Annotated in this window: 20 protein-coding genes and 2 tRNA genes; 5 read left to right on the plus strand and 17 right to left on the minus strand. The window is 63.8% G+C overall.

The window, feature by feature from the left end:
• Positions 1-104: 104 nt before the first annotated feature.
• From NTH_RS17585 to NTH_RS17595, 3 genes are all read right to left on the minus strand, one after another.
• A complete protein-coding gene (locus tag NTH_RS17585) occupies positions 105-1,982 on the minus strand; it encodes an ABC-F family ATP-binding cassette domain-containing protein (protein WP_338531239.1) in 1,878 nt (625 codons plus the stop codon).
• A gap of 105 nt (positions 1,983-2,087) precedes the next feature.
• Entirely contained in the window at positions 2,088-2,861 is a 774-nt protein-coding gene (locus tag NTH_RS17590; protein WP_338531240.1) for a hypothetical protein, read from the minus strand.
• 274 nt (positions 2,862-3,135) lie between these two features.
• Positions 3,136-3,648, minus strand: coding sequence for a DinB family protein (locus NTH_RS17595; RefSeq protein WP_338531241.1), 513 nt, complete (start codon positions 3,646-3,648; stop codon positions 3,136-3,138).
• A 167-nt stretch (positions 3,649-3,815) separates the two neighbouring features.
• Here NTH_RS17595 and NTH_RS17600 point away from each other — a divergent pair, with 167 nt between their 5' ends.
• Positions 3,816-4,508, plus strand: coding sequence for a glutathione S-transferase family protein (locus NTH_RS17600; protein WP_338531242.1), 693 nt, complete (start codon positions 3,816-3,818; stop codon positions 4,506-4,508).
• A 76-nt stretch (positions 4,509-4,584) separates the two neighbouring features.
• The gene (gene ndk / locus NTH_RS17605; RefSeq protein WP_338531243.1) at positions 4,585-5,007 is read left to right on the plus strand and encodes a nucleoside-diphosphate kinase; all 423 of its coding nucleotides are present in this window, start codon (positions 4,585-4,587) and stop codon (positions 5,005-5,007) included.
• Positions 5,008-5,091: 84 nt separating this feature from the next.
• Here the strand turns inward: ndk and NTH_RS17610 are convergent, their stop codons facing one another.
• The 5 genes from NTH_RS17610 to NTH_RS17630 all read right to left on the minus strand — a co-directional run bounded on the left by NTH_RS17610 (position 5,092) and on the right by NTH_RS17630 (position 9,228).
• Positions 5,092-5,559 carry a molybdenum cofactor biosynthesis protein MoaE gene (locus tag NTH_RS17610; protein WP_338531244.1) on the minus strand — a complete coding sequence of 156 codons (468 nt, stop codon included), beginning with the start codon at positions 5,557-5,559 and terminating at the stop codon, positions 5,092-5,094.
• Position 5,560: 1 nt separating this feature from the next.
• Positions 5,561-5,812 carry a molybdopterin converting factor subunit 1 gene (gene moaD / locus NTH_RS17615; RefSeq protein ID WP_338531245.1) on the minus strand — a complete coding sequence of 84 codons (252 nt, stop codon included), beginning with the start codon at positions 5,810-5,812 and terminating at the stop codon, positions 5,561-5,563.
• 4 nt (positions 5,813-5,816) lie between these two features.
• Entirely contained in the window at positions 5,817-6,407 is a 591-nt protein-coding gene (gene pgsA, locus NTH_RS17620) for a CDP-diacylglycerol--glycerol-3-phosphate 3-phosphatidyltransferase (RefSeq protein ID WP_338531246.1), read from the minus strand.
• Between the two features lie 107 nt (positions 6,408-6,514).
• The gene (gene uvrC, locus NTH_RS17625) at positions 6,515-8,461 is read right to left on the minus strand and encodes an excinuclease ABC subunit UvrC (RefSeq protein WP_338531953.1); all 1,947 of its coding nucleotides are present in this window, start codon (positions 8,459-8,461) and stop codon (positions 6,515-6,517) included.
• Between the two features lie 2 nt (positions 8,462-8,463).
• Positions 8,464-9,228 carry an SDR family oxidoreductase gene (locus NTH_RS17630; RefSeq protein WP_338531247.1) on the minus strand — a complete coding sequence of 255 codons (765 nt, stop codon included), beginning with the start codon at positions 9,226-9,228 and terminating at the stop codon, positions 8,464-8,466.
• Positions 9,229-9,669: 441 nt separating this feature from the next.
• Between NTH_RS17630 and NTH_RS17635 the strand changes: the two genes are divergently transcribed.
• Positions 9,670-10,338, plus strand: coding sequence for an outer membrane protein (locus tag NTH_RS17635; RefSeq protein WP_338531248.1), 669 nt, complete (start codon positions 9,670-9,672; stop codon positions 10,336-10,338).
• 250 nt (positions 10,339-10,588) lie between these two features.
• Complete coding sequence (locus NTH_RS17640) at positions 10,589-11,257, plus strand: outer membrane protein (RefSeq protein ID WP_338531249.1); 669 nt, start codon at positions 10,589-10,591, stop codon at positions 11,255-11,257.
• 157 nt (positions 11,258-11,414) lie between these two features.
• Here NTH_RS17640 and NTH_RS17645 read toward each other — a convergent pair whose 3' ends face one another.
• The 3 genes from NTH_RS17645 to NTH_RS17655 all read right to left on the minus strand — a co-directional run bounded on the left by NTH_RS17645 (position 11,415) and on the right by NTH_RS17655 (position 13,489).
• A complete protein-coding gene (locus NTH_RS17645) occupies positions 11,415-12,128 on the minus strand; it encodes a ribonuclease T2 (protein ID WP_338531250.1) in 714 nt (237 codons plus the stop codon).
• Positions 12,100-12,534 carry a hypothetical protein gene (locus NTH_RS17650; protein WP_338531251.1) on the minus strand — a complete coding sequence of 145 codons (435 nt, stop codon included), beginning with the start codon at positions 12,532-12,534 and terminating at the stop codon, positions 12,100-12,102. The genes NTH_RS17645 and NTH_RS17650 overlap by 29 nt, the downstream gene beginning before the upstream one ends.
• 100 nt (positions 12,535-12,634) lie before the next feature.
• On the minus strand, positions 12,635-13,489 hold the full coding sequence (locus NTH_RS17655) for a 23S rRNA (adenine(2030)-N(6))-methyltransferase RlmJ (RefSeq protein WP_338531252.1): 855 nt from the start codon (positions 13,487-13,489) through the stop codon (positions 12,635-12,637).
• Positions 13,490-13,619: 130 nt separating this feature from the next.
• Here NTH_RS17655 and NTH_RS17660 point away from each other — a divergent pair, with 130 nt between their 5' ends.
• The gene (locus tag NTH_RS17660) at positions 13,620-15,722 is read left to right on the plus strand and encodes a molybdopterin-containing oxidoreductase family protein (protein ID WP_338531253.1); all 2,103 of its coding nucleotides are present in this window, start codon (positions 13,620-13,622) and stop codon (positions 15,720-15,722) included.
• Positions 15,723-15,725: 3 nt separating this feature from the next.
• Here the strand turns inward: NTH_RS17660 and NTH_RS17665 are convergent.
• The 6 genes from NTH_RS17665 to NTH_RS17690 form a co-directional block, all read right to left on the minus strand.
• Positions 15,726-15,802: transfer RNA gene (locus NTH_RS17665), tRNA-Arg, on the minus strand.
• Between the two features lie 18 nt (positions 15,803-15,820).
• Positions 15,821-16,126 (minus strand): ETC complex I subunit, encoded by a 306-nt coding sequence (locus NTH_RS17670; RefSeq protein ID WP_338531254.1) that lies wholly within the window; start codon positions 16,124-16,126, stop codon positions 15,821-15,823.
• A gap of 178 nt (positions 16,127-16,304) precedes the next feature.
• Positions 16,305-16,381: transfer RNA gene (locus NTH_RS17675), tRNA-Pro, on the minus strand.
• 109 nt (positions 16,382-16,490) lie between these two features.
• Positions 16,491-17,183 (minus strand): DnaA regulatory inactivator HdaA, encoded by a 693-nt coding sequence (gene hdaA, locus NTH_RS17680; RefSeq protein WP_338531255.1) that lies wholly within the window; start codon positions 17,181-17,183, stop codon positions 16,491-16,493.
• Entirely contained in the window at positions 17,180-18,325 is a 1,146-nt protein-coding gene (locus tag NTH_RS17685; protein ID WP_338531256.1) for an AI-2E family transporter, read from the minus strand. Before NTH_RS17685 ends, hdaA begins: the two co-directional genes overlap by 4 nt.
• Complete coding sequence (locus tag NTH_RS17690; RefSeq protein ID WP_338531257.1) at positions 18,306-18,854, minus strand: CDP-alcohol phosphatidyltransferase family protein; 549 nt, start codon at positions 18,852-18,854, stop codon at positions 18,306-18,308. The genes NTH_RS17685 and NTH_RS17690 overlap by 20 nt, the downstream gene beginning before the upstream one ends.
• Positions 18,855-19,057 lie beyond the last annotated feature (203 nt).

Genomic DNA, 19,057 nt, shown 5'->3' on the forward strand with positions numbered 1-19,057 from the left:
TATTTTCAGAGTTGATGACGGTCACGCAGCCTTGCCCCCAAAAGGGTTACCGAACATCCTCAGATATGATGACGTACTGAAAATGGCGGCGGTGACATGACACCCTATCCGGCCATTTCTTCCTCATATTCGGCGGAAAGCGTCAGCCACTTGTCCTCGTGCCTTGCGACGGTGGCGGCCAGCTCGGCCCGCTCCTTGGCCAGTCGCGTGGCCTTCGCCGGATCGCGCTCATAGAGCGCCGGATCGGCCATCTCTGCCTCCACAGCGGCGATGCGCTTGCGGGTACGCTCGATCAGGCCTTCCGTCGTCTTGATCTCCTTGGCCAGCGGCTCCAGCGCCGCCCGCCGCTTTGCCGCCTCGCGCCGCTTGTCGGCCTTCGAGGCCTTGTCCGCTTCCTTGCGCTCCCGGCGCTGGCTGCCGCCCCCGGTGGTCAGCGCGCGGTAGTCCTCCATGTCGCCGTCATAGGGCTTCACCGTCCCCTGATCGACCAGCCACAGCCGGTCGGCGCATGCCTCGATCAGGTGCCGGTCGTGGCTGATGAGGATGACCGCGCCGTCGAATTCGTTAAGCGCCTCGACCAGCGCTTCGCGGCTGTCGATGTCCAAATGGTTGGTCGGCTCGTCGAGGATGAACAGATGCGGCGCCTCGAACGAGGCGAGCCCCATGAGAAGCCTTGCCTTCTCGCCGCCCGAAAGGTCGCGCGCCGGCGTTTCCATCTTCTCGGTGGAAAGCCCGAACTGCGCCACCCGCGCCCGCACCCTTGCTTCCGGCGCACCGGGCATCAGCCGGCGCACATGCTGATGGGCGTTTTCGTCCGGGCGCAGATCCTCGAGCTGGTGCTGCGCGAAAATCGACACCTTGAGGCCGGGCGCCAGCGTCAGCTTGCCGGCCTGGAGACCGAGCCTGCCGGCGATCAGCTTGGCGAAGGTGGACTTGCCGTTGCCGTTGGCGCCCAGCAGCGCGATGCGGTCGTCATTGTCGATGCGCAGGGACAGGTTTTTGAGGATGGGCTTCCCGTCCTGATAGCCCACAGCGCCGTTCTCGATGGCGACGATGGGCGAGGCCACGGCCTTTTCAGGGCTTGGAAAGCGGAAGGGCGTGACGTTCTGGTTCACGGTCGCCGCGACGACCTGCATCTTCTCCAGCGCTTTCAGCCGCGATTGCGCCTGGCGCGCCTTGGACGCCTTGTAACGGAAGCGGTCGACGAAGGACTGCATGTGCTTGCGCTGGGCATCCTGCTTGACCCGCATCTTTTCCTGCAGTTCGGCCTTCTCCGCATATTGCCGGGCGAACTGGTCGTAGCCGCCGGACCAGAAGGTCAGCTTGCGGTTTTCCAGATGCACGATCGAGTTGACCGCCTTGTTGAGAAGGTCCCGATCATGGCTGATGAGAAGGACCGTGTGCGGATAGCGCGAGAGGTAGCCCTCCAGCCACATCGTGCCTTCCAGGTCGAGATAGTTGGTTGGCTCGTCGAGCAACAAAAGGTCCGGTTCGGCGAACAGCACCGCGGCCAGCGCCACCCGCATGCGCCAGCCTCCGGAGAAGGACGAGGCCGGGCGTTTCTGGGCTTCGGCGTCGAATCCCAGGCCGGCCAGAATCGAGGCGGCGCGCGCCTCGGCCGAATGGGCCTCGATATCGGCCAGCCGGGTCTGGATCTCCGCGATGCGGTGGGCATCGCCCGCCGTCTCCGCCTCCGCCATCAGCCGCGCCCGCTCGGCATCCGCCTTCAGGACGATGTCGATCAGCGGCTCTTCTGTGCCGGGCGCTTCCTGTGCCACCTGGCCGATGCGCGTGGCTTTCGGCAGGTTTACGCTGCCCGTCTCCGGCGACAACTCGCCCGTGATGGCGCGAAACAGCGTGGTCTTGCCGGTGCCGTTGCGGCCGACAAGGCCGGCTTTGGCGCCGGCAGGCAGGCTGACCGAGGCATGCTCGATGAGCAGCCGGCCGGCGACGCGCAGCGAAAGATCGTTGATGGCAAGCATGGCAGCGCGGTTGTGGCGGAGGTGACTGCCTCTGGCAAGCCCTTTTCTCGCCAGAAATGAGTACGGCCCGCGCAAAGCGGGCCGTACTCCGACATTTCTGCCTCGTCAGTTGACGGCGGAAAGCGCCTTGCAGAGTCGCACCAGGCCATAGTCGTAGGCGTTGGGATCCAAAAGGATCGCGCCGCAGAGCTTCTTGTTCTTGAGAAGCTCGGCGTTCGACATGCGCATGACGGCGTCGTCGTAACGGTCGCGGCTGCTCCAGAAGCCGCCTCCACCGCCGCCTCCACCGCCACCGCCAATGCCGCCGCCTCCGCCACCATTGCCGCCGCCGTTACCGCCGCCACCATTGCCGCCGCCGTTACCGCCGCCGCCGTTACCGCCGCCGCCATTACCGCCGCCGCCATTACCGCCGCCGCCATTGCCGCCGCCGCCATTGCCGCCGCCGCCTCCGCCGCCGGAACTGCCGCCTAGGCCGAGACCGAGGCTGGCGCCAAGGCCGCCGCTTCCGCCGATATCGGCACTCACGCCGGCATTGAGCCCGCCGCTGCCGCCGATCGAAGCGTCCGTCGACGTGGAGGCAAGGCTGCCGCCGCCAACCGTTGTGCTGTTGTTGGCATTGATGCCGCTGCTGCCGCCGATCGAGGCAGAGGTGTTGGAATCGACGAGGCTGCCGCCGCCGACCGTATTGCTGCTGCTGACATTGACGCCGTCGCTCCCGCCCAATGAAGCGTTCACATCGGCATTCAGGCCGCCGTCGTCGCCGGAAATGCCGACACTGGCTACGCCGAGGTCGATCTCCAGCGCGGAGGCGGGCAGGGCCAGCCCCAGCACAAGCGTGCTTGCTGCGGCGGCCCGGAAAGCTTTCTTCGACAGGTTCATAGCTTCTCTCCCTGGTTGCAGGCGGGAGGAAGCTGTCTTGAAGCTTGTAAGGAATCCTTACCTGAATTCAGGTGTTTCTAGATGAAATTGAATCAACTCTGCGATTAGATAATGATGAAGGTGACTTGCAATGTCGCATAATCTTCATGATTGTGCGCTAAGTTTCAGAAATTGCGTTAGAAATCGGGATATAACCGACAGATTAACGATTTGCTTAGTACACGAAATGCAACTCAGGGGTGATTTTTTGTGAAACCCTGGCGAGTCGTTGCCATCACGCATGCACTCTCCCGGTTGTGCTTCGGTGAAAGTAAACGAGGTCGAGAGAAGGCGGCGCCTTGCCGAGGACGGAAAGGATCATATGCGCCTGCCCGCGATGGTGCGTCTGGTGGTTGAAGAAGTGGGCGAGCGCGGGGGAAAGCCGCTGCGTGACGGTCGCCGGCTGGACGATCGTCCTGTAGGAGAAGGTCCGGTCGAATGCCGCCTCGTCCAGCCCGCCGACATAATGCTCGATCCGCGCGTCCTCGGCCTCCCGGGCCGCCTTCAGGTCGGCCAGGCGGTCATGAAGGACGGTATCCAGCTTTGCCGGCGCATCGCCTTCGCCGGTGAAGCGCTTCATCCAGATGCGGTCGGCGACGAGTATGTGGTTGAGCGTGCCGAGCATCGACCCGAAAAAGGCGCCCACGTTCCGCCCAAGCTCGTCGTCCGACAGCGCCTCGGCCGCTTCGTACACCCGCTCGTTGGCCCACCGATTATAGGCAGCCATCATCACAAAATGCCGTTTCATGACGAACCCCGTCTCCCGTTTGCCTCGAAGGTAGGTATTATGAAGCAGATGAGCCCTGCTGAAGCATCAATTTCCTTCATGAAGCCATTGATGAAACTGCATGGAAAAACCGCCTGCCGCGTATAGATTTCGACGACCGACATGGATCAGGAAAGAGGCCGCGCGTCATGACCATTCTCCTCTACGACCTGGTGGGGACCGACGCCTCGCGTCCATTCAGTCCGCACTGCTGGAAGGCCGCCTTCGCGCTCGCGCATAAGGGTCTGAAGTTCCGTTCGGTACCGACCCGTTTCCTGGATATCCCGGCGGTTGAAGATGGCGCCACCAAGACGGTGCCGCTCATCCGCGACGGCGATAAGCTCGTGGGCGGCTCCTTCGATATCGCCGTCTATCTCGACGAGGCCTATCCCGACCGGCCGACGCTGTTCGGCGGGGAAGGGGGCCGCGCGGCGACCCGGTTCATAGAGCGCTGGTCCCACCTCACGCTCCACGCCTTCATCGGCCAGGCCGCGCTGATGGACATCCACGATATGCTCGGGCCGCAGGACCGCGCCTATTTCCGCAAGAGCCGGGAGGAGCGCTTCGGCAAGGCGCTTGAGGAGGTGCCGGCGGACCGCGATGAGAAGGTTGCCGCCTTCCGCGAGGCGCTGGAACCGCTGAGGACGCTGTTTTGGAAACAGCCATTCGTAGGCGGCGAAGGGCCGCTCTTCGGCGACTACATCATCGCCGGCGCGCTGCAATGGGCGCGCGTATCGTCGCCTTTCGCGCTGCTGCAAGACGATGATCCCGTCGCCCAATGGTTCGAGCGGTGTCTCGATCTGCATGGAGGCCTCGCCCGCCGCGTGCCTGCAGCGGCCTGAACACCCTTCACAGACGCCTCTGCCCCGGCTATAGACCCGCCATCTCAAATATTCTCCCAGAATCGAAGGATTTGAAATGGCGATCGAACGCACCTTTTCCATGATCAAGCCGGATGCGACCAAGCGCAACCTGACGGGCGCCATCGTCAAGATGTTCGAGGATGCAGGCCTCAGGGTCGTCGCCTCCAAGCGCGTGTGGATGAGCCGCCGCCAGGCCGAGGGCTTCTACGCGGTTCACAAGGACCGGCCGTTCTTCGGCGAACTCGTCGACTTCATGTCGTCGGGGCCGACGGTGGTGCAGGTGCTGGAGGGCGAGAACGCCATCGCCAAGAACCGCGAGATCATGGGCGCCACCAACCCGGCCGAGGCAGCGGAAGGCACCATCCGCAAGACCTTCTCGAAGTCCATCGGCGAGAACTCCGTCCACGGCTCGGATGCGCCCGAGACGGCGGCCGAGGAAATTCGCTACTGGTTCGCGGAAACCGAAATCGTCGGCTGAATCGATCTTCCAGCCGCAAGCCGCAGACTGTTGAAAAGACTCTGAAAAGCCGGTGGCGGTGCCGCCGGCTTTTTCTGTGCCTGGCTATTTCTTCCAGCGTCCGGCCGCTGCCGCATCGCTTTCCCTGGCTTCCACCCAGCCGCCTTCGCCGCCATCGGCAAGATGTTCTTTCTTCCAGAACGGCGCGCGCGATTTCAGGTAGTCCATCAGGAAGTCCGCTGCCTCGAACGCCGCCTTGCGGTGCGCGGACGCCGCCACGATGAGGACGATGTTCTCCCCCGGCTTCATCACTCCGTGGCGGTGAATGACGGTGAGCCCTGTGACCGGCCAGCGCCCGACGGCCTCCTGCGCGACCCGCTCAAGCTCGGCTTCGGCCATGCCGGGGTAATGTTCCAGTTCGAGCGCGGCCAGCCGGCCGCCTTCGTCGCGGCACAGGCCGGTGAAGGTGACGACGGCGCCGACGTCGCGGCGGTTTTCCGCCAGCGCCCTTATTTCTGCCGCGGCGTCGAAATCGCCGGGCTGGACCCTGATCGTGGGCCGGCAAGGCGCCATCTCAGCCACCCGTCATGGGCGGGAAAAGCGCGACCTCGCCCTTTTCCGGCAAGGGCGTGTCGTGATCCACATGCTCGTGATTGATGGCCACGCGGATGACCTCGGGATATTCCAGCGCCGCACCATAGTTTTCGCCGCGTTCCTTGAGCCATTCCAGGAGGTCCGACACGCGCACCACATCCGCCGGAAGGTCGACGTCTTCTTCGCCCTTGCCGATGCGCTCGCGTACCCAGGCGAAATAGATGAGCTTCATGGCGCTACTCCTCGACGATGTGCTTCAATCCGGCCCGGAAATAATCATAGCCGGTATAGAGCGTGACCAAAGCCGAAAACCACAGGAGCGCTATGCCTGCCTGCGTGGTGTATGGGACGATCTTGTCGCCGGCGGGTCCGGCCAGCAAGAATCCGACAGCGACCATCTGTATCGCCGTCTTCCACTTGGCGAGCTGCGTGACGGGGACGCTGACCTTGAGCGCGGCGAGGTATTCTCGCAGGCCCGAGACGAGGATTTCCCGGCACAGTATGATGATGGCCGCCCACAGGGTCCATCCGGCGATGGTTCTGTCGGTGTCTGCGGCCAAAAGCAGCAGGCAGGTCGCCACCAGGAGCTTGTCGGCGATCGGATCGAGCATCTTGCCGATATTTGACGTCTGTTTCCACGTTCGCGCGAGATAACCGTCAAAATAGTCGGTAATGCTTGCGGCCAGAAAGATGCCCAGCGCCGACCAGCGCGCGAAATCGCTCGACTGCAGCCGTCCCTCCAAAAAAAAGCACAACACAATCAAGGGCACGGCCATGATGCGTGCGTAGGTCAAGAGGTTGGGAAGGTTAAGTGCGTGTTTGGACATCAAGGACCGCCGAAATTCCGGTACACCCTCAAATCAGATGCCGGTGGCAAAGGTCAAGCGCCACCCCGCGCGCCGGCCGCCGAAACGGCGCGCCCCGCGCGAATGTCTCACCCCCCGTCGCGGAAATGGTCGTAGATCGATTTGGCCATCGATTCGGAGATTCCCTCCACTGCCATCAGGTCTTCGAGCCCGGCGCGGCTGACTGCCTTCGCGGTTCCGAAATGGTGCAGCAAGGCCCGCTTGCGGCTCGGGCCGATGCCGCCGATCTCGTCGAGCGGGTTCCTGACCATCTCCTTCTTGCGGCGCGCACGATGGGAGCCGATGGCGAAGCGGTGCGCCTCGTCGCGCAGCCGCTGCACGAAGTAGAGCACCGGATCGCGCGGCGGCAGCGCAAAGGAAGACCGTCCCTCCATGAAGAAGCGCTCGCGCCCCGCCTCACGATCCGGCCCCTTGGCAATGCCGATGGCCGTCACCTGATCGGCGATGCCCATCTCGTCGAGTATGGCGCGCACGGCGGACATCTGGCCCTGGCCGCCATCGACCAGGATCACATCCGGCCAGGCGGGAAAGGCGTCGGGGTCCTTGCCGACATACTCTGCGTTTTCGCGCAGACCTTCCTCTTTGAGGAGGCGGGCGAAGCGCCGCTGCATGACCTCTCGCATCATCCCGAAATCATCACCTGGCGTGATGTCGGTCGAGCGAATGTTGAACTTTCGGTACTGGTTCTTCACGAAGCCTTCGGCACCGGCCACGATCATCGCGCCGACGGCGTTGGTGCCCATGATGTGCGAGTTGTCGTAGACTTCGATGCGGCGCGGCGTGCTGTCGAGCCCGAAGGTCTCGGCGAATCCCTCCAGGAGGCGTGTCTGGGACGACGTCTCGGCCAGCCTGCGCCCCAGCGCCTCGCGGGCGTTCTGCAGGGCGTGGTCGGTCAGGTCCTTCTTCTCGCCGCGCCGCGGCGCCGAAACCGTCACCTTGCGTCCGGCCCGCGTCGAAAGCGCCGCCGCCAGCAGTTCCTGCTCGTCGACGGGTTGCGACAGGAGGACCAGGCGGGGGCAGGGCTTGTCGTCGTAGAACTGGGAAAGGAAGGCTCCCAGCACCTCGCCGGCCTCCATCGCGGAATCGGCCTTGGGGAAATAGGCGCGGTTGCCCCAGTTCTGTCCCGTGCGGAAGAAAAACACCTGGATGCAGTTCTGCCCGCCCTCCTGGTGGATGGCGAACACGTCGGCCTCTTCTATGCCCTGCGGATTGATGCCCTGGTGCGCCTGTACATGGCTGAGCGCCGACAGGCGGTCGCGGTAGACGGCGGCGCGTTCGAAATCGAGTTCTTCGGCCGCTTGCTGCATGGCGGTGGCGATCTCGGCCTTGACCTTGCTGGAGCGGCCCGAAAGGAAGGCCTTGGCCTCACCGACCAGCTCAGCATAGTCGCTCGCGTCGATTTCGCCCGTGCAGGGGCCTGAACACCGCTTGATCTGGTAGAGAAGGCAGGGCCGGGTGCGGCTTTCGAAGACCGAATCCGTGCAGGTCCTCAACAGGAAGGCCCTTTGCAGCGAATTGATCGTGCGGCCGACGGCTCCGGCGGAGGCGAAGGGGCCGAAATAGTCGCCCTTGCGCGAGCGGGCGCCGCGATGCTTGAAAATGCCGGGGGCAGGATGGTCGCCGGTCAGAAGGATATAGGGAAACGACTTGTCGTCGCGCAGGAGCACGTTGAAACGCGGCCGCAGCCGCTTGATCAGGTTGGCCTCCAGCAGCAGCGCTTCCGTCTCGGTCCGCGTGACGACGAATTCCATCGACGCGGTTTCGCGAATCATCCGGGTGATGCGGTTGGTATGGCCGCGCCCCTGGGCATAGTTCGTGACGCGCTTCTTGAGGCTGCGCGCCTTGCCGACATAAAGGACGTCGCCGGCCGCGTTCATCATACGGTAGACGCCGGGCTGGTTGGGCAGGCGCTTGACCGCTGCCTGGATGATCTCCGCTCCAGCCAGGCCATGGTCGGTGGCCGGCGTGTCCCACGAGATGGCATCGGCGGCGGGCACGGCAGTATCGGCGGGCATCGTCATTCGTTCACCCCCGCGACATCCGGCGTTTCCCAGGCGAGATGCTGGCCGCCGTCGAGCGCGATCATCTGCCCTGTCACCGAGCGTGCTTCCCACAGAAAACGCACCGCCGCCCCGAACTCGTCCAACGAAGGGCCGCGCCCGAGCAGCAGCGCCTCGGTCTGGCGATCGAAATCCGCCTGCTCCTGCCGCCGGTTGGGCAGGGTAGGGCCGGGCCCGATGGCGTTGACGCGGATGCGTGGCGCAAGCGCCTGCGCCATGGTGCGCGTCGCCGTCCACAGCGCGGATTTGGAGAGCGTATAGCTGAAGAAACGGGGCGTGAGCTGCCAGACCCGCTGATCGATCATATTGACGATGAGCGCTTCCCGGTCCGCCGGCAACGAGGCCGCGAGCGCGCGCGCCAGGAGGGCCGGCGCCTTCACATGCACGTCGAAGTGCCGGTTCCAGACTTCGTCGTCGAAGTCGGTCACCGCGTCCTCTTCGAAAACCGATGCGTTGTTGACGATGATATCCGGCAGGCCGAGCGCCTTTTCCGTTTGGCCGACAAGCGCATTTGCCGCGCGAGCGTCTGCAAGATCAGCCTGCAGGACCACGGCGCGGCCTCCGCTTTCCTCCAACTCCCGTGCCAACTCGACGGCTTCGCCGCGCGAACGGCCGCAATGGATCGCGACCGCGAATCCGTGGACGGCCAAATCTCGCGCTATCGCTGCGCCGATTCGCTTAGCCCCGCCGGTGATGAGGGCGATTTTGCCGGATTTTGTCATCAGAGCCCAATTTAGAAGCGGCGGCGGCTTGTTACCAGTGCCTGCCGATACCCCCCACCATGTAGGCCGAATGGGCTGCGCCTCCAAGCCCGTCTACAGGCTTTGCGTCGCCTTCCTGACACGATTGGCGCCTGCCCACCACGCTCTGGCGCCGTCCTCCCGGCGTGCAACTTGCGCACAGCACCTGGTTCGTCACGGCGTTTACAATAGGTTTTCCGACAAACGGAGGCGCCGTTTGGCTGCGCCACAGCTACCATACGGGCGCCTGCCTAATGCAGTTTGTTCGCTTTTCCGCCATAATTCGCTGACAAGAAGCGCCAACCTGCTCCTTTGGCCTTCCAGAGCTCTCGGTGCAGTCGTCCGGTGCGGCGTTATTCTGTCCGCCTAGGATGATTAGGAATAGGTATCGTTTACATATATAACTGTTCAAGGATTTTTGAGATGAAAACCAGCAGGGTGACTATTTTTTCCGCAATGATGACCGTTGCGGCCGCGGCGCTTCCGGCACAGGCGGCCGATTTCGTCAAGCCGCAGCCGCCGGCGCCAATGGCGCCAATGGCGCCGGTCAACGTGTCCACGCCTGCCCTGGATTGGGAAGGCGGTTATGCCGGCATTGCTCTCGGCTACGGCTTCGCCGGCAAGAACGAGGTCACGCAGCAGACCGTTCGTCTGAAAACCAAAGGCTTCGTAGGCAGCGGTTTTGCCGGCTGGAACTTCCAGTCGGGCGGCTTCGTCTACGGTGTTGAAGGCGATGTCGGCTACAACGGATTGAAGGGCTCGAATGCGGGCGTGGACTTCAAGGCTGGCGTCGACGGATCGCTGCGCGCTCGCCTTGGCTATGCCGTCACCGAGAATATCCTTGCTTACGGTACCGCAGGTGGTGCGGCCCAGCGCCTGAAGATCAGCGAAGGCGGTGTGTCCGACACCAATACCATGCTTGGCTGGACGGCCGGCGTGGGTCTCGATACGAACCTTACGAGCAACATTTTTGCTCGGGCGGAATATCGCTATACCCAATACAGCCGGAAGAACTTCGATCTCGGCAGCGGCCAACTGCAGGCCAAGGACGGCAGCAACAAGATCGTCTTCGGCCTCGGCATGAAATTCTGACAGTCCCGACAGGGGCCGGGAGTACATCCCGGCCCTTGTGTCCTTTATGCAACACGGCGTGTTGCGTCTGAATGATGACGCTTTGTAACCATTATCCGGACATTTTTTTCTGGCTCTTACGCATCTCGGGCGGGAACCGCGCAGGTGCATAATCATTATGTACCGGGCGGAAATTGGGGCTCCGCGGGGTGCATGTCGACCTCCCTGACATGGCGTCCTGCTAGTTTGATGTGGCTAAGGAGTTCAGAGAATGAAGGCCAGTAAGAATCTCAAGCTGTCGGCTGCGGCCGCAGCCATTGTCGCCATTGCCGGCGTTTCCACCGTCCATGCCGCCGATGCTGTTCTGGAGCAGCCGCCCGCACCGCCTGCTGCGCCGATGGAAGTTGCGCCTGTTGCAACCTGGGCCGGTCCCTATGCGGGTATCGCGCTCGGCTACGGCTTTGCGGGCAGTGCCGATGTTGAAGGCACCACGGACATCGAAACCGACGGCTTCGTCGGCAACGTGTTCGCTGGCTACAACTGGCAGCAGGACTCGTTCGTCTACGGTATCGAGGGCGATATCGGCTACAATGGCATGAAGGGCGACAGCGCCGGATTTGAGTCCGAGGGTGGCGTCGACGGTTCGCTGCGTGCCCGTCTCGGCATTGCGGCGACCGAGAACGTGCTGCTCTACGGCACGGCCGGTGGCGCTGCGGGCCGTCAGGAACTGACCGGTCCCACCGGTGCTTCCGACACGAACACCCATCTTGGCTGGACCGCCGGTGCCGGTGTCGACGTCAAGCTGACGCCGCAGTCGTTCGCGCGTCTCGAGTACCGCTATACCGATCTCGGCAGCGAAACCTACACGCTGGGCGGCACGAACTACGAAGCCGACGCGTCGAGCAACAAGGTCATGCTCGGCTTCGGCATGAGCTTCTAGAGCATTTTGCAGTCAGGTGGAATCACCTGACGTCGCAAAAATGCGGCAAAAACAAGTAGATAGAGCAGATCAGCGTTTCAGTGAAACGATGATCTGCTCTAAGCTTCACAGCTTGGATCCCAGAAAAAGCCCGGCCGTCGCGCCGGGCTTTTTTTGTTCAGCGTGCCGCCGGCATCAGCGCCCGGTCTGCGCGGCAGGCCTTGCGGTCCACCTCGGGGCAGGCGCGGAACTCCAGGTCCCGCGTCAGGCAGATGCGAACCTCTCGCAGAAGGCGCCCCTTGCAGGTGACAGCGATGCCGCCGGCGTCCAGCCCTTCATTGACACTCATGAACGCCGCCTCCACGCCGCCCGGCGAGGCCAAGAGGGGCGAGGCGAGCGTCCTGAATGGCTCAGGGATCGAAACGCGTTCGCGCGCCTTCCGTACCAGGCTGAAATAGTCTTCCTGTCCGAGCCCGGAGCAGCTTCCATGCTTGCGCCATTGATGGCCGATCAGGCCGGCCGAAGGCATTATATCGATGACCTTGCCGACCAGCTGGTCTGGAACCCGGTCCGGCAGGCGGCTGCGGCAGAACTCGGGATATCCCCTGTCATACTGCGGCCAGAGCCCGTGCACGACGAACGCGAATGGCCGCCCGCTGCCGCACTGCTGAGGATTGGCCCGATCGCCTTCCGCGACGCAATAGCTGGGCGACCAGGAGAGCGCGAGGACATAATAGTCGAACGAACCAGGCTCTGCCCCGCGCTCGCCCGCGGCGGCGGCGCCAGACAGTGCAGCGGCGACAAGAGCCGCGATTGCCGTACCGAGCGAAAAGCGTCTTACTGTCCGCTCCAGCGTCGAGAGCTCAACGAAGGACGCGGCACGAGCCGTCATAGATGTTCCAGCGGTCGAAACCCAGCAGGCAGAATTCGACATTGTCGCCGATCGAGGCGAACCCCTGGCCATATTCGATGACATACCAGATGCTGCGGTCGCGCCCGTCCGAAAGCCGGGCCGTCGCCTGGCAATAGCGCCGCGCGATGGGGCTGGTCGCGGTCGCCGGGTGGTAGCGCGTCAGGCTGGGGCCGAAGAAATCGACAATGGCGACGTCCGGCAGGTTCGGCACATGCGTGACCTGATAGCGGAATCGCTTCTGGATAGTGGCGCGCACGTTCTCATGGCCGCAGATGGGATCCGGCGCTCCATACACGCCAGCCAAATCCGCCGCTTGAGCGGTGGGAGCGGTTCCCGTCAGGGCCGCAATGAGTGCGGCCGCCGCAAGGCCTGTCCAGCGTAGCATCGCAATATCTCCAATTCAGGCGCCGTTTGACGGCTTGATGATGCCCAGTTTGACGTTGCGGCACTTTTTACCAGGTGCGGTGAAGGGTCAAGCCGGAAGTTCACCCCTTTTCTCCCGCCAGCCGCACGGTGGAGATTTCGCCGCCGCCGGCTTCGGTCAGGATCGGGGCGAGGGCCGACAAAATCCGCCGCGCTTCCTCCTCCAGCACATAGGGCGGATTGACGACGATCATGCCCGTTCCATCCAGCCTCGGCTCCGTCGATGGCGGGCGTTTCTCAAACACGATGTCGATCATGTCGCCGATACCGCTTTCGGCCAGCGCCCGGCGGAAGCCGGCCACCGCCTGCCGATCCTTGATCGGATACCACAGCGCATAGATGCCGCCGGGCCAGCGGCGGTGCGCCGTCTTCAGCCGCTCCACCATGCGGCTGAACTCGCCCTCCTGCTCGAAAGGCGGATCGACCAGCACGAGCCCGCGCTTTTCCTTCGGCGGCAGGTGGGCGCCCAGCGCCAGCCAGCCGTCAAGATGAATGGTCCGCACCTGGAAGTCGCCGGCAAAACGGGCTGCCAGTTGCGCGGCGTCCGCCTCGTGCAGTTCGATCGCCGTCAGCCGGTCCTGCCGGCGCAGCAGATGGCGCACGATCGTCGGCGAGCCCGGATAGAAGGTCAGCGCGCCCGGCTGATTCACCGCACGAACGGTCTTCAGCAAGGGACTGAGGAGATTGGCACTTTCCGCGCCGAGCGTGCTCGCCATCAGCCGGCCGATGCCATCGCGCCACTCGCCGGTGCGTTGCGCTTCCTCCGAGGAGAGATTGTAGATGCCGGTGCCTGCATGCGTGTCGATGACGCGGAAGGCCTTGTCCTTGCGTTTCAGATATTCCACGATTCGCGCCAGCACCGCATGCTTCACCACATCGACAAAATTTCCGGCATGATAGGCGTGGCGGTAGTTCATCGGCCCCGGCTCTTCGGTGGTTTGCGCATCGGATTTGGGTCAATCCATCACTGTCCGTGATGGATGTCGATGCACTATTTGATGAAACTGGCTCTACGCTCCCAGCGAAAAAATCGCTAGTCTCCGGCCCATGAACACGCGCAGCAATATCCATATCGGTCATTCCGCCTGTCCGCACGACTGCCCGTCCACTTGCGCACTCGATGTCGAGGTCGTCGAGGGCAGGCTGGGGCGCGTGCACGGGTCGAAGGACAACAGCTACACCGCCGGCGTGATCTGCGCCAAGGTCGCCCGCTATGCCGAACGTGTGCATCACCCCGACCGCCTGCTGAAACCGCTGGTGCGGGCGGGCGCGAAGGGCGAGGGGGCCTGGAAGGAGGCAAGCTGGGAAGCCGCGCTGGATCTCATCGCGGAGCGATTCGCGAGAGCCGAGGAACGGCACGGCAGCGAGACCGTCTGGCCATACCAATATGCCGGCACGATGGGTCTGGTGCAGCGCGACTCGATCCACCGCCTGCGCCATGCCAGGCGCTATTCCAATCAGTTCGACACGATTTGCACCAATCCCGCCTGGACCGGCTGGATGATGGGCGCAGGCGCGCTGCGCGGTCCCGATCCACGCGAAATGGCCAAATCCGATTGCGTGGTGATCTGGGGCACCAACGCGGTTGCCACGCAGGTCAACGTCATGACCCATGCGATCAAGGCGCGAAAGGAGCGCGGCGCCAGGATCGTGGTCGTCGACGTCTACGACAACGCCACGATGAAGCAGGCCGACATGGCGCTGGTCGTAAAGCCCGGCACCGACGGGGCGCTTGCCTGCGCGGTGATGCACGTTCTCTTCCGCGACGGACTGGCCGACCGTGATTTTATGGCTAAGTACGCCGACGATCCCGCCGGCCTCGAAGCGCACCTTGCAACCCGCACACCCGAGTGGGCGGCCGAAATCACCGGCCTGCCGGCTGCCGAGATCGAGGCCTTCGCAAAACTCGTCGGCGAAACCAAACGGACATTCTTCCGCCTCGGCTACGGCTTCACCCGAAACCGCAACGGCGCGGTGAACATGCACGCGGCGCTTTCCATCGCCACGGTGACGGGCGCCTGGCAATATGAGGGCGGCGGCGCGTTCCACTCCAATTCGTCGATCTTCGGGCTCGACAAGACGCTGGTGGAGGGCCTGGCCTACAAGGATCCGCATATCCGCTCGCTCGACCAGTCGCAGATCGGCCGCGTGCTGACGGGCGATGCGCAGGCCCTCCACGGCGGCCCGCCGGTGACGGCCATGCTGATCCAGAACACCAACCCCGCCAATGTCGCGCCCGAGCAGCGGCTGGTGAAGCGCGGCTTTGAGCGCGACGATCTCTTCGTCGCCGTGCACGAGCAATTCATGACCGATACGGCGAAGCTCGCCGATGTGGTGCTGCCGGCCACCATGTTCGTGGAGCATGACGACATCTATCGCGGGGGCGGGCACCAGCACATCCTGCTGGGGCCGAAGCTGATCGACCCGCCCGGCGAGGCCCGCGAAAACCTGTTCGTGATCGAGGAACTGGCGAAACGCCTTGGCGTCGATCATTTCGACGGTTTCGGCATGAGCGCGCGGCAGCACCTGGACTGGATGCTTGGCAAGCGCGGGCTCGGCAGCTTCGACAGTTTCCGCAAGGAGCGCTGGGCCGATGTCCAGCCCGATTTCGAGACGGCCCATTTCGTCAAGGGTTTCGGCCATGCGGACGGCAAGTTCCGCTTCCGACCGGACTGGACCGGCACCGCCGCGCCCAACCGCCCGCCCGAATCGATCGGCATCCAGGGACCGCACGAGCGCCTGCCGGAATTTCCCGACCATGTGGATTTCATCGAGGCGGCCGATGCCGAGCATCCGTTCCGGCTCGCCACCTCGCCGGCGCGCACTTTCCTCAATTCGAGCTTTGCCGAGACGCCCGGCTCCATCAAGCGGGAAGGGCGGCCCGAACTGATGCTGCACCCCGAAGACGCCGCCATGCTCGGGCTCGCCGCCGGCGACCGCGTCGAGATCGGCAATCCGCGCGGTGAGGTCGTCCTGCATGCGAAAATATTCGAAGGCCTGCACCGTGGCGTCGTCGTGGCCGAGGGCATCTGGCCCAACAGCACCCATGAACGCGGCGAGGGCATCAACGTCCTCACCGGCGCGGACGCCATCGCACCCTACGGCGGTGCTGCATTCCACGACACGAAGGTGTGGGTGAGGGCAGTCTGACAGTGGCGATCCCGGCAGGATTCGAACCTGCGACCATCGGCTTAGAAGGCCGGTGCTCTATCCAGCTGAGCTACGGGACCGGCGCGCGGACGGCGTAATCAGTGCGTCCACGGGACCTTGCGGTCATAGCGGAAATTTTCCGCGTAGGAAACCTGACGACGCTTCGGCGCCTTTGCCTCTTCCAGACGGAAGGCGATGCCGTTCTTCTGGGCGTAGGCGACGGCCTCTTCCTTCGTAGCGAAGGTAAGGCGAACCTGGCTCTTCATGTCGGATGACGAGGTGTAGCCCATCAGCGGATCGATCTTGCGGGGCGCCTCGGGCTCGAACTCGAGTACCCAATGGCCTGATTTGGCGGTACCGGATTGCATGGCCGTCCTTGCTGGGCTGTAGATGCGCGCGGACACGTTCGACCCTCTTGCTTGCTACTGCTTCTGGAACGCCTTGCGTCCGTCGGACGCGCAAAGGAGCTCCATCTTCTTGCTTTCCGCATCGATGCGGATGTCAGGCAATTCCGCCTGACGGATAATGCTGCCGCGGCCGAAAGAGACAGGCGAAAAGCCCCTCGACGGCCAGGGATGTCGATGGTCGGAGCGGCAGGATTCGAACCTGCGACCCTCTGGTCCCAAACCAGATGCGCTACCAGGCTGCGCTACGCTCCGGATCGTGGTCTCATTAGGGGCTCGCGCAGCAGGGCGCAAGGGGCAATGCGAACAATCGCAGCATTGCCCCGCGGCCTATGCGGAAGGCAGCGCCGGCCGCAGGCCACGATCAATGCTGGCCGGTTTCGAAGCGGGCGACGACTTCGGCCGCAAGCGGGCGGGTGATGCGCGTTTTTCGCTCGAGCGCTGCACGGTCGAGCTCTTCGACCACCCGCTGTACGGTGGACAGCGAGCGCTCGATGCGGCGGGTGACGAACTGCACGACATGCGGTTCGACCGAAACCTGCCTGTCGGCGAACAGCTTTACCAGGACGCCGGCGAGCAGCATGTCGTCTGGCTCGTCTATCTCGACGGTCGCCGCCGCCTGCAGGCGGGAGCGCAGGTCCGGCAGTTCGACGCCCCAGCCAAGCGGAAAGCGCCGTGCGGTCAGAAGCAGGTGGCTGTCGGAGCCGCGCACGGCATTGATGAGGTGGAACAGGCCCTTTTCATCAAGGCCCGGGCGATCCGCATCCTCGATGAGGAGCGGCCGGGTTTCGGCGAGCGCCAGAAAGGCGGGATCGATTGCGCTGGCCGGAGCGATTGCTGCCCCCGTCGCCTCCGCCCATATGGCGGCCAGGTGCGTTTTGCCGGAGCCGGCGGGGCCTGCCAGCACCGTGACGGGCGACGGCCAGCCCGGCCAGGCTTCGATCAGTGCAACCGCGCGCTCGTTGGAGGGCGTGACGACAAGATCGTCGCGCGAATGCGCCGGACCGTGGGCAAGATCGAGCGGCAATTGCCGGGGCGCGTGGCGGTCGCGCGTCATCGGGCTTCGCGATTGTTGATTCCGCCGGTTTCGCTTTGGCCATAATAAAGGGGCGATTCCAGATAGCGGGCAATCGCGAAGCGGATCAGAACCGCGATCGCCGCGGCTGTGGGAACGGCGATGAGCAGGCCGACGAAGCCGAACAGAAAGCTGAACGCGAAGAGCGAGAACATGAGCCACACGGGATGCAGGCCGACGCTGCGGCCGATCAGCTTGGGCTGGAGGATATTGCCCTCGACGAACTGGCCGGAGAAAAAGATCGCCGCAACGGCTGCCACCCAATACCATTCGGGCCAGAACTGGACGAAGGCCACGCCAAGGGCAAGCGCCAGCCCGACCAGCGAGCCGACATAGGGGACGAAGCTGATGAGGCCGGCGGCCAGCCCGATCAGCAGGCCGAAATTGAGGCCCACCAGGGTGAGCCCGACGGCATAGTAGACGCCGAGGATGAGGCACAGCGTGCCCTGTCCGCGCACGAAGCCGGCGGTTGCCGTGTTGATGTCGCGCGCGATCTGACGCACGGTTTCCACATGATCGCGCGGAATCCAGCTATCGACGCGGGCGATCATGCGGTCCCAGTCCAGCAGCATGTAGAAGGCGACCACCGGGGTGACGACGAACAGGCTGGCAAGGTTGACCAGTGCGACGCCGGAACTCCAAACCGATCCGAACAAGGCGGCGACGAAGCCGGTCCCCTGGGCCAACAGCGTGGACAGGCCATCACGCAAAGCTGCCGATTCGACGCCCAGCGTCTGCTCGAACCAGTTCGGATCGAGCGTGGTGACCATCTCCTGCAGGCGCGAGAGATAGTCCGGAAGCCGGCCGAGAAAGCCCAGTAGCTGATTGCCGAGCACCGGCACGATGATCATGAGCGCCAGCGCCAGCGCGATCACGAACGCGATCAGGATCAGCGCCGTCGCCAGCGTGCGCGACAGACCGAGGCGCTCGAGGCGGTCGGCGACCGGATCGAGGAAATAGGCCACCACCATGCCGGCCAGGAAAGGCAGCAGGATGGAGCTGAAGACGTAGAGAAACAGGATGAGAATCGCCGCGGCCGCGGTCCAGAAGGCAAACTGACGCTTCAGCCGCCACCCCTGCGGCTGTCCGCCGGCTTCTTCCATTTCAGGGGGCGATGTCGACATAGCCGCTCATATGTTTGATCCAGTGCACGAGATAGGCCGCGCCGGAAGCCACGGTCAAGAGCCCGCACAGGTAGATAAGCCCGTCGTGGAATGGTCCGAAGGAATATTCCAGCGAAAGCTCGGCGAGGATCATCGCGGCGACCATTATCTGCGCAAGCGTATTGGCCTTGGAGACGAACAACGGCTTCATCTCGACCGGATTGCCCATAATGGTGGCAAGAAGGACGCCGCCGACGATCAGCGCATCGCGCGAGACTGCGGCTATGACGAGCCAGAGCGGCAGATGTCCCGTATAGCCCAGCACCAGGAAGACGCTGACGAGCAGCAATTTGTCGGCGATGGGGTCGAGATAGGCGCCGAGTTCGGTACGCTGATTGAACTGACGCGCGATGAAGCCGTCCACGCCGTCGGAGATCCCGGCCAGCAGAAAGCCGGCGAACGCCCAGCCGACATTGTCGGTCAGGAGCGCGAAGACCACCGCGGGGACGAGCACGAAGCGCATTAGCGTGATAATGTTGGGGATGGTCAATCCGGTCTCTCCCTCGCCCGACCTTTCCTGATGGCTGCGGCGTCGTGCATAGATGACGCCCGCGCCCGGTCCCTTCAAGGGGAAAGATTGGTCCACGCGGGCAGAGGGAATTGGCCTGTGCGCGATCGCCGCGCAGCCTTGCAGGCCGCGCCCGCGCATGCCAATAGCCGGGGAGAAGCCGCCAGGCCATGGGCCTGAAGGAA

The organism is Nitratireductor thuwali, assembly GCF_036621415.1.
Classification (GTDB): domain Bacteria; phylum Pseudomonadota; class Alphaproteobacteria; order Rhizobiales; family Rhizobiaceae; genus Chelativorans; species Chelativorans thuwali.